The sequence below is a fragment of the Rhodococcoides corynebacterioides genome (assembly GCF_019834675.1).
Lineage (GTDB): Bacteria > Actinomycetota > Actinomycetes > Mycobacteriales > Mycobacteriaceae > Rhodococcoides > Rhodococcoides corynebacterioides_A.
Genome location: NZ_JABUBU010000037.1, coordinates 1 through 13,633 on the forward strand (window position 1 = coordinate 1; position 13,633 = coordinate 13,633).

12 protein-coding genes are annotated in these 13,633 nt (G+C 71.8%); 5 read left to right on the forward strand and 7 right to left on the reverse strand.

The window, feature by feature from the left end; genetic code table 11:
* On the reverse strand, nucleotides 1–1,621 hold a 1,621-nt coding region (locus HQ603_RS18445), incomplete at its 3' end, for a DUF222 domain-containing protein (protein WP_222686201.1).
* A 78-nt stretch (nucleotides 1,622–1,699) separates the two neighbouring features.
* A complete protein-coding gene (locus HQ603_RS18450; protein WP_222686202.1) occupies nucleotides 1,700–2,311 on the reverse strand; it encodes a TetR/AcrR family transcriptional regulator in 612 nt (203 codons plus the stop codon).
* 86 nt (nucleotides 2,312–2,397) lie between these two features.
* Between HQ603_RS18450 and HQ603_RS18455 the strand changes: the two genes are divergently transcribed.
* Nucleotides 2,398–3,072 carry a hypothetical protein gene (locus tag HQ603_RS18455; protein ID WP_222686203.1) on the forward strand — a complete coding sequence of 225 codons (675 nt, stop codon included), beginning with the start codon at nucleotides 2,398–2,400 and terminating at the stop codon, nucleotides 3,070–3,072.
* Here the strand turns inward: HQ603_RS18455 and HQ603_RS18460 are convergent.
* Nucleotides 3,035–6,241 carry a BTAD domain-containing putative transcriptional regulator gene (locus HQ603_RS18460; RefSeq protein WP_222686204.1) on the reverse strand — a complete coding sequence of 1,069 codons (3,207 nt, stop codon included), beginning with the start codon at nucleotides 6,239–6,241 and terminating at the stop codon, nucleotides 3,035–3,037. The two genes, HQ603_RS18455 and HQ603_RS18460, sit on opposite strands and share 38 nt — an antisense overlap.
* A 110-nt stretch (nucleotides 6,242–6,351) precedes the next feature.
* Between HQ603_RS18460 and HQ603_RS18465 the strand changes: the two genes are divergently transcribed.
* Nucleotides 6,352–7,734 (forward strand): cytochrome P450, encoded by a 1,383-nt coding sequence (locus HQ603_RS18465; protein WP_222686205.1) that lies wholly within the window; start codon nucleotides 6,352–6,354, stop codon nucleotides 7,732–7,734.
* Nucleotides 7,735–7,772: 38 nt separating this feature from the next.
* The gene (locus tag HQ603_RS18470; protein WP_222686206.1) at nucleotides 7,773–8,606 is read left to right on the forward strand and encodes an alpha/beta fold hydrolase; all 834 of its coding nucleotides are present in this window, start codon (nucleotides 7,773–7,775) and stop codon (nucleotides 8,604–8,606) included.
* On the opposite strand, the gene HQ603_RS18475 is transcribed toward HQ603_RS18470, so the two are convergent.
* Nucleotides 8,555–9,043: a DUF1707 SHOCT-like domain-containing protein gene (locus HQ603_RS18475; RefSeq protein WP_222686207.1), complete on the reverse strand. Its 489-nt coding sequence runs from the start codon at nucleotides 9,041–9,043 to the stop codon at nucleotides 8,555–8,557. The genes HQ603_RS18470 and HQ603_RS18475 overlap by 52 nt on opposite strands.
* A 95-nt stretch (nucleotides 9,044–9,138) precedes the next feature.
* Here HQ603_RS18475 and HQ603_RS18480 point away from each other — a divergent pair, with 95 nt between their 5' ends.
* Complete coding sequence (locus HQ603_RS18480) at nucleotides 9,139–9,669, forward strand: PadR family transcriptional regulator (RefSeq protein WP_222686208.1); 531 nt, start codon at nucleotides 9,139–9,141, stop codon at nucleotides 9,667–9,669.
* On the opposite strand, the gene HQ603_RS18485 is transcribed toward HQ603_RS18480, so the two are convergent.
* Complete coding sequence (locus HQ603_RS18485; RefSeq protein WP_371831074.1) at nucleotides 9,624–10,439, reverse strand: acyl-[acyl-carrier-protein] thioesterase; 816 nt, start codon at nucleotides 10,437–10,439, stop codon at nucleotides 9,624–9,626. The genes HQ603_RS18480 and HQ603_RS18485 overlap by 46 nt on opposite strands.
* Before the next feature lie 41 nt (nucleotides 10,440–10,480).
* Entirely contained in the window at nucleotides 10,481–10,966 is a 486-nt protein-coding gene (gene aroQ / locus HQ603_RS18490; protein WP_222686209.1) for a type II 3-dehydroquinate dehydratase, read from the reverse strand.
* A gap of 32 nt (nucleotides 10,967–10,998) precedes the next feature.
* Between aroQ and HQ603_RS18495 the strand changes: the two genes are divergently transcribed.
* The gene (locus HQ603_RS18495; RefSeq protein ID WP_222686210.1) at nucleotides 10,999–12,264 is read left to right on the forward strand and encodes an MFS transporter; all 1,266 of its coding nucleotides are present in this window, start codon (nucleotides 10,999–11,001) and stop codon (nucleotides 12,262–12,264) included.
* Here the strand turns inward: HQ603_RS18495 and HQ603_RS18500 are convergent.
* A complete protein-coding gene (locus tag HQ603_RS18500; RefSeq protein WP_222686211.1) occupies nucleotides 12,239–13,486 on the reverse strand; it encodes an MFS transporter in 1,248 nt (415 codons plus the stop codon). The two genes, HQ603_RS18495 and HQ603_RS18500, sit on opposite strands and share 26 nt — an antisense overlap.
* Nucleotides 13,487–13,633: the final 147 nt, after the last annotated feature.

A 13,633-nucleotide genomic window follows, 5' to 3' on the forward strand; every position in this document is an offset into this window, starting at 1 on the left:
GTTCGGGTTCCGGCGGTGCGCTTCTGCCGGTGGCGGGTGGGTCGCCGAAGACGATCATGTCCAGGCCCGGGTGGGTGTCGAACCCGGTGTGGGCGGGGCCGAGGACGGTGCGGCCCTCCGGGATGGTGAATGTGCGGATGATCCGGCCGGGGTGGTCGGGGTCGGGGTACTGGTCGTCGACGAAGTCGCCGAACGTTTTCAGTAGGTGGTGGAATCGGCATTTGGCGCCGAGCCCGCAGGCGGAGGTCTGCCCTCCCCGCTCGGGGTTGCGGTGGTCGTATTCGGTGATGTGGTCGAGGTCGCCGTCCCGGGCGGGTTTGTTGCAGCCGGGCCAGGTGCAGTACTGGTCTCGGGCGCGGATGTAGGTGTTCAGCGCCGCGGACGGCCGGTACGGGTCCGCGGGTTGCGTCGCCGGGAGTGGGGTGTCGGTGCCGTCGCCGAGGGGTCGGATGAGGGTGGCGGGGTCGGCGGCGAGGTCGCGGACGTGGGCGCCGGAGACGATGCCGAGTCCGGCGATGTAGCCGACACCGTCGACCAGCTCGGGTTCCGCCGCAGTCTCCTCGACCACGACCTCCTCGACCGGAGCAACGTCGACCGGAGCCGCGTCGACCGCTGCCTCCTCGCTGGCGACGACCCGGTCTGCGGCAGTCGCGGTCGTGTCGCCGTCCCGAGTCTGTGCCTGCGCTGCCGGCTTTGCCGCAGCGGCGGCGGCGGCGGGTACGGGTCCGGCGAGAGTGGTGGTGTCGGTGACGACGTGAATGACGATCCGCGCTGCGTTCGCCGCGACCTCGTCCGCATCGACCACGGTGAAGGCGCATTCGGGGCGTGCGCAGTCGCAGCCGAACGGGGCGTGCTTGACCAACGCGAACAACGCGTCCGACGCCCGCGCGGTCTTGGTGCGACTGTCGTGCCGGCAGACCTGTGCGGCGAGACGTTCGACGACACGAGCGACGATGGCAGCCTGTTCGGCGGACATCGTCGCCCCCACCGTCGCCATCCCGTCGAGACCGGCCTCGGTGAAGAAGCACCGCCCCTTCAAGGCGTCGTCGCGGCGTTCGCGGACGGCGTCGGGATCACGGCGGTAGACCATCTGATCGCACAGATCCCGCACCCGCGCCGCCGACCACGTCCCCGGCTTCCGCAACGCCGCAGCGATGTCGGCGTCCACCAACCCCTGATACGACCGGCCGTGGATCAGTTCGGTGCGCGAGACGACGGTGCGGATGAAATTGGCGGAGACGACCCCGTCGCGGAGGCACTCCGCCACCCGCGGCAGTCGGTCACGCAGGGCGACGGCGTCGTCGAGGAGGCGTTCGGCGACGTACTGCGACACCGACAGGGTGGTAGCGAGGCGGGCGGCGCACTGAGCGAACGCATCCACCGCCCGCTCGTCGCGGTCCTCCTCGGGCACGACCAGTTCGGTGTGCAGGGCGGCGGCATGCTGATATCGGCGCCATTCCAGGTACGCCGCCCCCGCAGCCAGGTCGGCCAGGGCGTCGAGGTGCCCACCGACGGGGAGGTCGAACGAGGCGGGCAGGCCCATCGCGGTGTAATCACGCGAGGACCACGGCGTGCCCCCCACCTGCGGCGCGTTCACCGCGCCGACCCGCCGATCGCTCATGTGTTCGATTGTATCGACCCCCACCGACACGATCCAGCAAACCGACCGGAAACCGAGACGCCGATCGACGAACCCGATTCAGTCCCGTCGGGTCGTGGCGACGAACAGCGCCGTCGCCGCGTCGACGATGTCGTCGATCTCCAGGTCGCGGGTGCCCTCGAGTCGGGCGAGCAGCAACTCCGACGACGCCCCGATCAGCATCATCCCGGCCAGTTGCCGCTGCGACTCGGGCACCGCGCGCGGCCCCCAGATGGTCAGTGCGGCCGCGGACACGAAGTCGACCACCCCGGCGAGTGTGCGGTGCCGTTGCACGCGCAGCTCGGCGGACGCGATGGACTCGACCACGGCGATGCGACCCTTGCGGGGATCGTCGAGCAGCAGCGTCACCACGGCGGTCAATGCCGCCCGGACTCGTTCGATCTCGGATCCCTCGGTGGTCTCGAGCGCGCGTCGGGCGGTGTCACGCACCTCGTCGGCGAGGGCGTCCACGACGGCGACGACGAGATCCGCCTTGCCCGCGAAGCTCTCGTAGAAGTAACGCTCCGTCAGTCCGGCGGCGGAGCAGACGGCGGTCATCGTGGTGCGGTCGGTCCCCACCGTTCCCATGAGCTCGCGCCCGGCCGCGAGGAGCGCGCTGCGTCGCGCGGCGATGCGGGAGTCGGCGCCCTGGCCGCCGTACGAGCGTGGCACGCGCTCAGTATGACGGTCACGGTCGCACCGGGACCGGCCGAGCCGTCGCCAAGTGATCACCAAGCGCGGTCCCGCACCGTTCCCTCATGACCATCACCTCGTCTCTCCTCACTCGTCTCAGCGCGGTCGGCGTCGTCGTCGCCTTCGGCTTCAACCTCACCGGCGGTCTGCTGCACCCGGTCGTCGACGGCAACGCGCACTCCGTCGAGTCCCTCACGTCCACGGCGGGACCGTGGTCGGCTGCGCTGCTGCTGACCGGCACGGTGCTGCAACTGATCTCGCTGCCCGGCGTCTACGCCTGGTTCGCCGCGCGCGCCGGCGTGGTGGGCCTCGTCTCCTTCGTCACGCTTTACCTGTCGTCGATGCTGGTGTCCATCACGCACCTGTCGGTGGAGGCGTTCGCGACGTACGCCCTGGCGAGCAATCCCGACACCGCCTACCTGGTGCCCGCGGACGGATCGCTCTTCCCCGGCGCCTTCCCCACGATGCAGATGGTCAGTGGCCTGGTGTTCATGCTCTCGATGGTGGTGTTCGGTGCAGTCCTCGTGCGGACGCGGGCCGTGCCGGTGTGGATCGGCACGGTCACCGCGGTCGGCGGGCTGATCCTGCTGGTCCCGTGGCCCGAATTCCCCGGTGTCAGCGGCCTGATCGTCGAACTCCCGCGCGGTCTGGCGTTCACGGCCATCGGGGTCATGATCCTGCGCGCCGGCCGGACGACGCCGATCACGGCATCCCGTCGAGCTGCTCCCGTACCCGCCTGAGTGTCTCGGCGGCGGCGGCGCGCCACCGTGCCGCCGCCGCCGAGACACCCTGCCGATCGGCGATCTCCGCGAGCGCGCCCGCCACCGGTCCCGCGTAGAGCGAACCCGAGTCCAGTCCCGCCACCGTGTCGGCGAACGGTCGCAGCTGAGCGGCGGTATCGGTCATGACGGCCGAGTCGCCCAGTCGCGCAGCGGCTCTCGCCCGGAACGTCGTCATTGCCAGCCAGTAGTAGTTGCGTGGGTACGGCGCCGCATCGCGCCACTGCGCCCGTGCTCGATCCTCCTCGCCCGCGTCGAGCAGCGCGAGCACGTACACGAACCGAACCGACTGCGGCCGAACCGTTTCGATCACCGCCAGTTCTTCGACCATCCCGCCCAGGTCGCCGGTGGCCACGCCGTGGCCGATACGACCCAGCGTGGCGATCCATTCGGCGGACGCCGCCCCTTGCGTACGCAGTGTCTCCGTGACGACGTCGTACCGGGCGCGGGCTTCGTCGAAGCGGCCGGCGAGGACGTCCACCAAGGCGTCGTAGACGGCCAGTACCCCCAGCATCTGGGCCAGCTGATGGCCGGCGGCGCGCGCCGTGGCCGCTTCCGCGGCGAGCCGCGCCTCCCGAAGATCGACGGCCGCGGCCGCCGCGAGAAAACGCTGGTAGTGCGCCACGGCGGCGAAACCGTCGTCGCCGATCGCGGCGGCGGCGCCGGCGAGTTCGTCGGAGTTGGCCACCCGTTCGTCGACGTGGTCGGGTCCGAAAGCGATGTAGCCGAATGCCGTACACGCACGCGCCAGCACCGTGGGGTCGCCGGAGCCGCGAGCCCATCGCCGCGCCGACACCGCCGCGGCGTCGGCCTCGAGATCGGCCGACGGATCGCCGAAGCTCCCCTCCAGTTCGAACGCCAGGGCGGACGCGACGAGAGCTCGGTGGGCGGGAGTCGGAAGCTCCGACGATGCCAACCGTCGTAGCGGATCGACGATCGCCGTGTCGATCTCGACGGACGTGCGGATCGTCCAGATCACCGGAGCCGTCCACGACGTCGCGGCGCGGAAGAGCACGGCGTCGTCCCCGGTGGCCTCGGCGAGCGCGACGGCCCGACGACGCGCCTCCCGCGCGCCGACGACGTCCCCGAGTCGGGCGAGCGTGCCCACGCGACCGACGAGGACGTCGAGCAGGTCGGTGGACTCGCTCGCACGCAGGAGTCGTTCCGCCGCCGCCCACAAGCCGTCGGCGTCGCGGAAACCCGCCTGCCGCTCGGCCTCTCGTGCACCGCGGACGAGGAACGGGACGGCATCGACGGTGTCGGCATGCACCGCGTGGTGCGCGAGCGCCGCGGTGTCGTCCGGGGTGGCGTCGGCCAGGACGGCCAGTGCGGCGCGGTGGGCCCGTGCCCGGCGAAGCCGAGGAATGCTCTCGTAGACCACCTCGCGAACCAGGTCGTGCGTGAAACCGACTCGATCGGCCGAGGTTTCGGTGAGCACACCGGTGAGCACGGCGGGCTCCAGCGCGTCGAGGACGTCGTCCTCCGGGCCACCCGCCGTGACGGCGAGAAGCGTCAGATCCGCCTCCCGCCCGAGTATCGCGGCCCGGCGCACGATCACTGCGGTGCGGTCCGGCAGGCGGTCGAGTCGGCGGCGGATGACGTCCCGCACGCTGGGCGGGACCGAATTCGACAGCGCCGCAGGCCCCTCGGAACGGATCAGCCCGGCGAACTCCCGGACGAAGAGCGGATTGCCGCCGGTCCGGAGATGCAGTCGGGTGAGGACGTCCTCGTCGAGGTCGGGACTCCCGGCGAGAGTCGCGATGGCCGCTACTCCGGCCCGGTCCACGCCGCCCAGGTGGACCGTCGTCACGGGTACCGAGGCGAGCGCGGCTCGGGTGGCCACGAGATCGAGGGTGACCTCCTCGGGACGGTACGTGGCGGCCACCACCAGCGCACCGACGTCCGCCCCGCAGACCTGTCGCAGGATCTGAAGGGTGGGCTCGTCGGCGCGGTGAACGTCGTCGAGAATCACGAGAACCGGTGCGGTGGAGCAGGTGCGGGACACCGACTCCGCCACGGCGAAGGGGGTGGAGGCCGCCGGCGGGGTGACCCCGAGCGTGCGCAGGACGTCGATCCACGGCCACGCCGGTGGTGCGCCGTCCACCTCGGGGCACCGCCCGCGGGCGGTCCGCCAGCCGCGCGCGGCCAACCGGTCCTCGACGTCACGCGTCGCCGTGGTCTTGCCGGCTCCGGCGTCGCCGACGATCCAGACCAGGTGTGGGGCGGTGGCCGCGACGGCCGCGTCCGCGACGGCGACGATGTCGTCGGTCTCCGGGCGCGCGACGACGGTGGCCGAGGCGGGTCGAGAGTGCGCAGCGGGCCGAGCGGGCGCAGCGGGCAGGGCGGGCGCGGGGTGAACGGTGGGAGCGCCGTGGGTGCGGACCTCGTGCTCGACGGCGCGCAACTCCGGTGACGGGTCGACGCCGAGCTCGTCGGCCAGGAACCGCCTGATGCGCCGGAGCTCGTCGAGCGACTCGGCCTGGCGGCCGGTGCGATAGAGCGCGAGCGCGAGGAGTCCCGACGCCCGCTCGCGCGCCGGATGCGCGTGGACGAGCGCGGCGAGATCTCCGATCGCCCGGTCGGCTCGCCCGTTCGCGAGGAGCCGGTGGGCCCGCAGTTCCACGGCGTGGTCGTGCAGGTCGCGCAGTCGATCCGACTCGGTGCGGCCCCAGTCCGTGTCGACGAATTCCGGGTAGGCCTCGCCCGACCACTCGTCGAGCAGCTCGTCGAGGGCGTCGATCGCGTCGCCGTTCCCGCGGGCGGCGCGGCGAACGGTGTCCTCGGCCGCCCGCGCGTCCAGGGCGTCGGCGGGCAGGGCGAGGGCGTAACCCGGCGCCCGGGAGACGAGGACGGTGGCCGGGGTCCGTGGCGCCCGATCCGGTTCGAGCAGCCTCCGCAGGTCCGACACGTGAACCTGGAGGGCGGCCAGCGCCTTGGGTGGTGGGTTGCCGGCCCAGAGGTCGTCGACGAGGAGATCGGTCGACACCACCCGTCCGCCGGCGGATGCGAGCCGAGCCAGCACGGCTCGCCGGCCGCGTCCGCCGAGGGTCACGGCGCGGCCGTCGACCGTCGCGGCGAGCGGTCCGAGCACGCTCACCGTGACCCGGGAAGGTAGGGGTCGGTCGTTCATGGCACCGGTCAGCGTATGCCGGTCGGGAGTCCACCGAGCAGCCCTTGACGACCCGCTCCACTGTGACGCAGACTACATCTGACAGATCACTCTGTCAGATTGGAGCCGACATGGCCCACCCCCTCGCCACCCCGCCCGCCGGCAGCGGCCTCTTCCCCGTCCCCGGCGGCCGGTCCGTTCCCTGGATCGGCACGACGCTGCGCTACATCCGCGATCCCCTCGCCCTCTGGCGCGAGCAGTACGAGGCGTACGGCCCGGTGTCCTGGACCGTCATGGCCGGCCGGCCGGTGGTGACCGTGCTCGGGGCCGAGGGATGCGAGCAGATCCTGACCAACCACGACAAGGCCTTCGGGAACAAGGACGGCTGGCGTCCGCTGATCGGCCCCTTCTTCGACGGCGGCCTGATGCTCATGGACGGCGGCGAGCACCGGAAGAACCGCCGGTTGCTCCAGCAGGCGTTCACCAAGGAGCGACTGGCCGACTACACGGCCACCATGCACCCGCTCATCGAGCGCGCGGTGCGAGAGTGGCAGCCGGACAGCGACTTCCGGGTCTACCCGGCCACCAAGAACCTCACGCTGGGCCTGGCGACCGAGGTGTTCATGGGCGGCGTCGATCCCGACGACGATCGGCTGGACCGCGTGAACGCCGCGTTCGTCGACTGCGTGCAGGCGGCCACGGCGATCGTGCGGCTGAACGTGCCGGGCGGACGGTGGCGGCGGGGACTGCGCGGACGCCGCTACCTCGAGTCCTTCCTCCGGGACTACCTCCCGCGTCGGCGCGTGGGTTCGGGCACGGACCTGTTCTCGGTGCTGGCGCGGCTCGAGGACGAGAACGGTGAGCGCTTCTCCGACGACGCCATCGTCGACCACATGATCTTCCTGCTCATGGCCGCCCACGACACGTCCACCATCACCGTGTCCACGATGATCGACCAGCTCGGCCGGCACCCGGAGTGGCAGGAGCGGTGCCGCGAGCAGTCGTTCGCCGTGGGCGAGGACGTTACCGACCCCGAGGTCCGGCTGCAGCTCACGGACCTCTCGGCGGTCATGAAGGAGTCCCTCCGCATTCTCGCGCCGCTGCCCACCATGGCGCGATGGACGCTGCGCGACACCGAGATCCAGGGTCACTTCGTCCCCGCCGACACCATGATCGCGGCGACGCCGCACTGGACGCACCACGACGCGACATGGTGGCCGGATCCCGAGACGTGGGACCCCTCGCGGTTCGACGGGCGGCCGCTCCCGCACAAGTACGCCTGGCAGCCGTTCGGCGGCGGTGTGCACACGTGCCTCGGTCAGTTCTTCTCGGTCGTCGAGATCACGATGGTGCTGCACCACCTGCTGCGGAACTTCACCTGGACGGTGCCGAATCCGGCGGCCACGCCCATCGACTTCACGTCCCTGCCCTACCCGCGGGACGGGCAGCCGATCGAGCTGCGCCGGCTGGAACGGTTCTCCGACCGCGCTGCCCCCGTCGGTCCCTCGGCGTAGGTTCCCCGGCATCGGATCGCACGACCGAGGGGGGATGCATGCCGCGGATCGACCTGCCGGCCGGGCCCGTCGACTACACCGACACCGGCGGCGACGGCCCGGTGCTGGTGTTCGCGCACGGGTTGCTCATGAACGAGACCCTGTGGCGCTCGGTGATCCCGCTGTTGCAGCGTGACTACCGCTGCATCGCGCCGACGTTGCCGCTGGGGGCGCACCGCAGCCCGATGAGACCCGACGCCGATCTGTCGCAGCTCGGCGTCGCCCGGATCCTGGCCGACGTCCTCGACGCGCTCGAGCTCACCGACGCGACGGTCGTCCTCAACGACTGGGGTGGCGGGCAGTTCCTGGTGTCCGACGGTCGAGCCGACCGGGTGGGGCGTCTGGTGCTCGCGTCGTGCGAGGCGTTCGACAACTTCCCCCCGCGGCCCGCTCGCCCGGCCGTGGCGTTGTGTCGCGTTCCGGGCGGCACTCGGGTGTTCCTGCGTCTGCTGGTCACGCGGTTCGTCCGCCACGACAAGCGGGCCTGGGGTGGGCTGAGCAAAGCCGGAATTCCCGACGCCGTGCTCGACGACTGGTTCGCCCCGGCCACCCGCAGCGCCGACATTCGGCGCGACCTTCGGAAGTTCTGCGTCGGCACCCCGGCCCGGTCGACCCTGCTCGAGTGGGCGTCCCGGTTGTCGACGTTCGATCGCCCCGTCCTCGTCGTCTGGGCGACCGAGGACCGCATGATGCCGCTGTCCCACGCACGACGGTTGGAGCAGGTGTTCCCGAACGCCCGGCGGGTGCAGATCGACGATTCGTGGACGTTGCTCCCGGTGGATCAGCCGCACCGCTTCGCCGCGGCACTGCGGGACTTCGTCCCCCTCGCGTAGGCCTCGGGACCGGACCGGCAGGACCACGCCGGGAGCGTCGTGACGCCCCGACGCGCGGCGACCGTCGTGCCGACGGTGTGGACCGCGAGCACCGCACCCCACGGCCCGAGCACCCAGACCGGCCACGGGTAGTGGAACTCGCCCGCGGACAGGCAGATCGCGAGGTAGACGGTCAGGCAGATCGTGTTCACCAGCGCCCAGTGCGCCCAGGCGGCGGCGAGGACCGTGCGCACGCGGACCGGTCGCGGCGGCGCCGGCGGCAGGTCGCGCAGCAGGGCGTCGAGGTCGCCGCGATCCGTCGCGGCGACGGCGGCGGCCGAGCGGCGGTCGAACTCGTCGAGGGTGAGCCGCCCGTCGCCGACGGCAGCGGCCAGGGTGTCGAGGGTTCGGCCGATCCGGTCGTCCAGGGGCGTCGGGGAGGGCAGCGTTCCGGTCATCGGGCACCTCGTTCCGGGAGACCGTCCACTGTGGACGGTGAGATCCAGCCTGCACCGTCCACAGTGGACTGTCAAGATGTGCGACGATGGCCGGCATGGCCGACCCTGCCCCGCTCGATCCCACCGCGGCGTTGCCGCCCAATCCCACCGCGGCGTCGTTGCTCGGCTTCCTCCACCACGGGCCCCGGTCGGGGTGGGACCTGACGGTGACCGCCCAGGAGTGCATCGGCGGCTTCTGGTCCGTCACCCGATCGCAGGTCTACCGCGAACTCGCCGGCCTCGCTCGGGCCGGCCTGGTGCGAGAACTGCCCACCGAGGCGCGGGACCGCAAGCCGTACGAGCTCACCGACGCCGGCCGGGACGCGTTCGCCCGGTGGATCGCCGAGCTGCCGGGACCGGAGGTCATCCGCCACCCGCTGCTGCTGTTCCTGTCCTTCGGCGACCACGTGCCGTCGGCTCGGCTGAGCGAGGCGATCGAGCAGCACCGCACCGCCCACCGGGAGAACCTGACGCGTTACCGGGCGTCGGTCGAGCTCGTCACCGACCCCTTCGCGGCTGCGACGCTCGACTTCGGCATCGCCTACGAGGAGATGGTGCTCGCCTGGCTCGACAGGTTGCCCTGGTAGGCGAGCACGCGCGCGATGGTGCGCACCGTGCCGTCGACCAGGAACCACACCGTGATCGCCTCGGCGTCCCCGTCGCGGTGCCGACGGTGCCGCAGCGTGATCGCGTCCCCCGCGACGATGGGACCGAGGTACTCGATCACCGCCCGGTGCGGCCCGCCGGTGACGGCCACGACGTCCGGCGTCGCCGCGAGCACGTCCTCGACGGCCTGCCAGTAGACGGCGTTGTTGACGTGATCGAACGCGTCGAGATCCGTCGCGCGCAGCACGAACGTCCGGTCGTCCGCCGACGGTTCCGGCGCGGCGTCGCGCATCCACTGCTTCCACCGCAGGCGGTGCTCGTCCGTCGTGCGGGAGAGGAGGGCGATGCCCTCGTCGGAGATGCGGGTGGGCATGCCCGACGTGATGGACACCGAGATCCAGAACCCCTCGGTGCGGATGAGCGCACCCTTGTCGCCGGTGATGTCGACCCGCATGTTCGACCACCGCGTGGAGAGCCCGGAACACCAGCGGCGCAACGTCACTCGCTCCGGCCACACCGACGGGCGCACCACGTCGATCACCGTGCGGCGCACGATCCAGAACGGGTCGGTGTCACCCAGACCGGACGCGTCGAGGTTGTCGGAGCCGATGTCCTGCAGGTACCGCGCCACCGAGTCGTACCGCAGCCGGTTGGCCGTGTCGACGTCGCCGGCCCGCACCGGCCATCCCGTCTCGAAACCCTCGCCCGACGGCGGTGGCGGGGCCAGTTCGCAGGTGGCGGCGAGGGACACAGCGGGGTTCGAGGGCACAGCGTGGTCGGGAGTCGGGGCGCTCACGCGGCGTCCCCGTGCGGACGCTCGACGGTGTGCAGGTGCCGACACAGTTCCTCGACGGCATAGGCGTATCCGCGAATGCCGCAACCGGCGATCACCGACGTCGCGATCGGCGAGACGTAGCTGTGGTGCCGGAACTCCTCGCGGGCGTGGACGTTCGAGATGTGCACCTCGATCACCGGCACCTCCGGAATGACCAGCGCGTCGCGCAGCGCCACCGACGTGTGGGTGAGTCCGCCCGGATTGATCACGATGCCCCCGACGGTCCCGCGCGCGCCGTGGATCCAGTCGATCAGCTCGCCCTCGTGATTGGACTGCGCCGACTCGATCACCACCCCGTGCGGTTCGGCGGTCCGACGACACAACGTCACGACGTCCGCGAGCGTGTCCGATCCGTAGACCTCGGGCTGGCGCGTGCCCAGCATGTTCAGGTTGGGGCCGTTGAGCACCAGGATCGTGCGGGGGAGCCGCGCACCGTCGGTCATGGAGCCGAACTCTACCCGGGACACTGAGCGGCATGCGTGCATGGATCGTCTGGGGAACCGGTGTCCTCGCCTATGCCGTGGGAGTCCTCCACCGGACGTCGTTCGGGGTGTCGGGCCTCGACGCGGCCGAGCGGTTCTCCGCCGGCCCGTCCCTGCTGTCGTCGTTCGTCGTCCTGCAGGTGGTGGTGTACGCCGGCATGCAGATTCCGGCGGGCGTCCTCCTCGATCGCGTCGGGTCGCGGGCCATGATCGTCTCCGGCGCCCTCATCATGGCGACCGGTCAGCTGGCCCTCGCGCTCACCGAGTCCCTGCCCGTCGCCGTCGCGGCGCGGGCGGTGGTGGGGGTGGGTGACGCGGTCACCTTCATCTCGGTGCTGCGCCTGGTGCCGCAGTGGTTCGGCCCGCGGCAGGTGCCCGTGGTCTCGCAGCTCACGGGCATCCTCGGGCAGTTCGGTCAAGTGCTCTCCGCCGTGCCTTTCGTCCTCGTGCTGCACGACGTCGGGTGGACCGCCGCGTACGGCGCGGCCGCGGCGAGCGGGGTCCTGATCGCCGTCGCGGTGTTCGCCGTGGTCTCGAACGCCCCCAAGGGGGCGCAGGTCACCGGACCGCGGGTGACGTTCGCCGACACGCTCGGCTCGATCCGCACCGTCTGGTCACGCCCCGGAACCCGGCTGGGCTTCTTCTCCCACATGGGCACGCAGTTCTCCATCACGATCTTCGCCCTCATGTGGGGCGTGCCGTTCCTGACGTCGGCGCAGGGGCTGTCCTCGTCGACGGCCGGTGCGCTGCTCACCGTGTCGGTGGTATCGGCCATCGTCGCCGGCATCGTGGTGGGGCTGCTCAGCGCGCGCTATCCGATGCGCCGCTCGTGGATGGTGCTGGCCATCATGGCCTCCAACGCGCTGATGTGGGGCATCGTCCTCGCCGTGCCGGGGCCGTCGCCCCTGTGGCTGCTGGTGCTGCTGATCGTCGTCATCTCCGTCGGCGGGCCGGGGTCGGCCATCGGGTTCGACTACGCCCGCACCTTCAACCCGTCCGTCGCGCTGGGCACCGCGCAGGGCATGGTCAACATCGGCGGCTTCCTCGCGTCGTTGCTCGTCATGCAGGCCATGGGCGCGATCCTGAACGCCTTCGGTGGTTACAGCGTCGACGCGTTCCGGGTGGCGTGGTCGACGCAGTACGTGGTGTGGATCGTCGCCGCGACGGGGGTCGTGATCTGCCGACGCAAGGCGCGTCGGGCGTCGGGAGTGCGGCCCCGGACGCTGCGGGAGGTCAGGGCGCGGATGCGGTCGCGGTGACCGGTGCGGCGACGCGCGCGGGGGCCGGGAACGCCGAGCGTCCGGCGACCACGGCCAGGGTGGCCGGGATCAGCACGGCGACGGCGAACACCAGGACCGCGATGATCGACCGGGCGTCGATCAGTCCGCCGCCGATCAGCGCGCCCGTCGCGATGCCCACCTGGAACGTCACGACGTAGACGGCCGAGTACGCGTCGGCCGACCCGGCGGGCGCGGAGTGCAGCACGGCCGACTGGATGCACACGGGGATCGTCGTGAACGCCAGTCCCCACAGCGCGATGGCCACGACCGCGAGCACCGGGGTGGCCGACGTCGGGACCGCCAGCAGGAGCAGCAGCACGCCGACCGCGGCGGTCACCGTCGACAGGACCACCACGGACGACAGCCACGGCCGGCGGTCGTAGGTGCGGCCGATCAGCCAGATGCCGACGACGCCGGCGAGGCCGTAGACGAAGAGCATGGTCGACACCGCACCACCGGTCGAGCCCAGCGCGCTCTCCACGATCAGGGCGAAGTAGGTGTAGCCCGCGAAGTGGCCGAGGACGGCCAGCAGCGTCACGCCGCACAGCAGGATCAGTGCGGGAGCGACGCGGGCGCGGCGGCCGCTCGCGTGCCGTTCGGCGCGCGGGGCGGAGGGAAGGGTCGGCAGCAGCCGTGCCAGCGCGACCGTGATGAGCAGCCCGATCACGCCGAGCGTGGCGGCGGCGACGCGCCAGCCCGCCCACTGGCCCAGCGCGGAGGAGAGCGGATTGCCCGCCACGAGGGCGAGCGAGGTGCCCGCGTAGACCAGGGCGATGGCCTTGCCGCGGCGCCCCGGCACCACCAGGGAGGCCGCGACGGGAGCGACGACGGCCCAGAACACCCCGTGCGTGGCGGCGCAGATCAGGCGGGCCGCCACGAGCATCGGATAGCCGACGGCGATCGCCGACACCAGCTGCGAGAGGGCCAGCGCGGCCGCGGTCCCCAGCACCACCGTGCGACGGTTCCAGGACCGCACGGCCGCCATCAACGGCAGCGTCACCAGCGCGACGGCGTAGGCGTAGAAGGAGAGCAGCAGCCCGACGGCGGACTCGCTCACGCCGAGGTCGGCGGACATCTCCGGGAGCAGTCCGACCGGCAGGGTCTCGGCGGTGACGTAGACGAAGGCGGTGGCGGCGAGGACCAGGAGCGCCGGGGTCGAGGACCGCTGCGCGTCGGCGGGCGCGGGTGAACCGGTGAGCATGTGTGTAACGATACACAATGCTGGGACCAGGAGCGATCCGGGCCCGGCGCCCGGTACAGTCGGCGGCGACGTCGGCCATCGTCGGCGACCGGCGACGCGGCCGGCGTGTCGGTCATGACCGTCTCCTACGCCTTCGGCCGCCCGGAC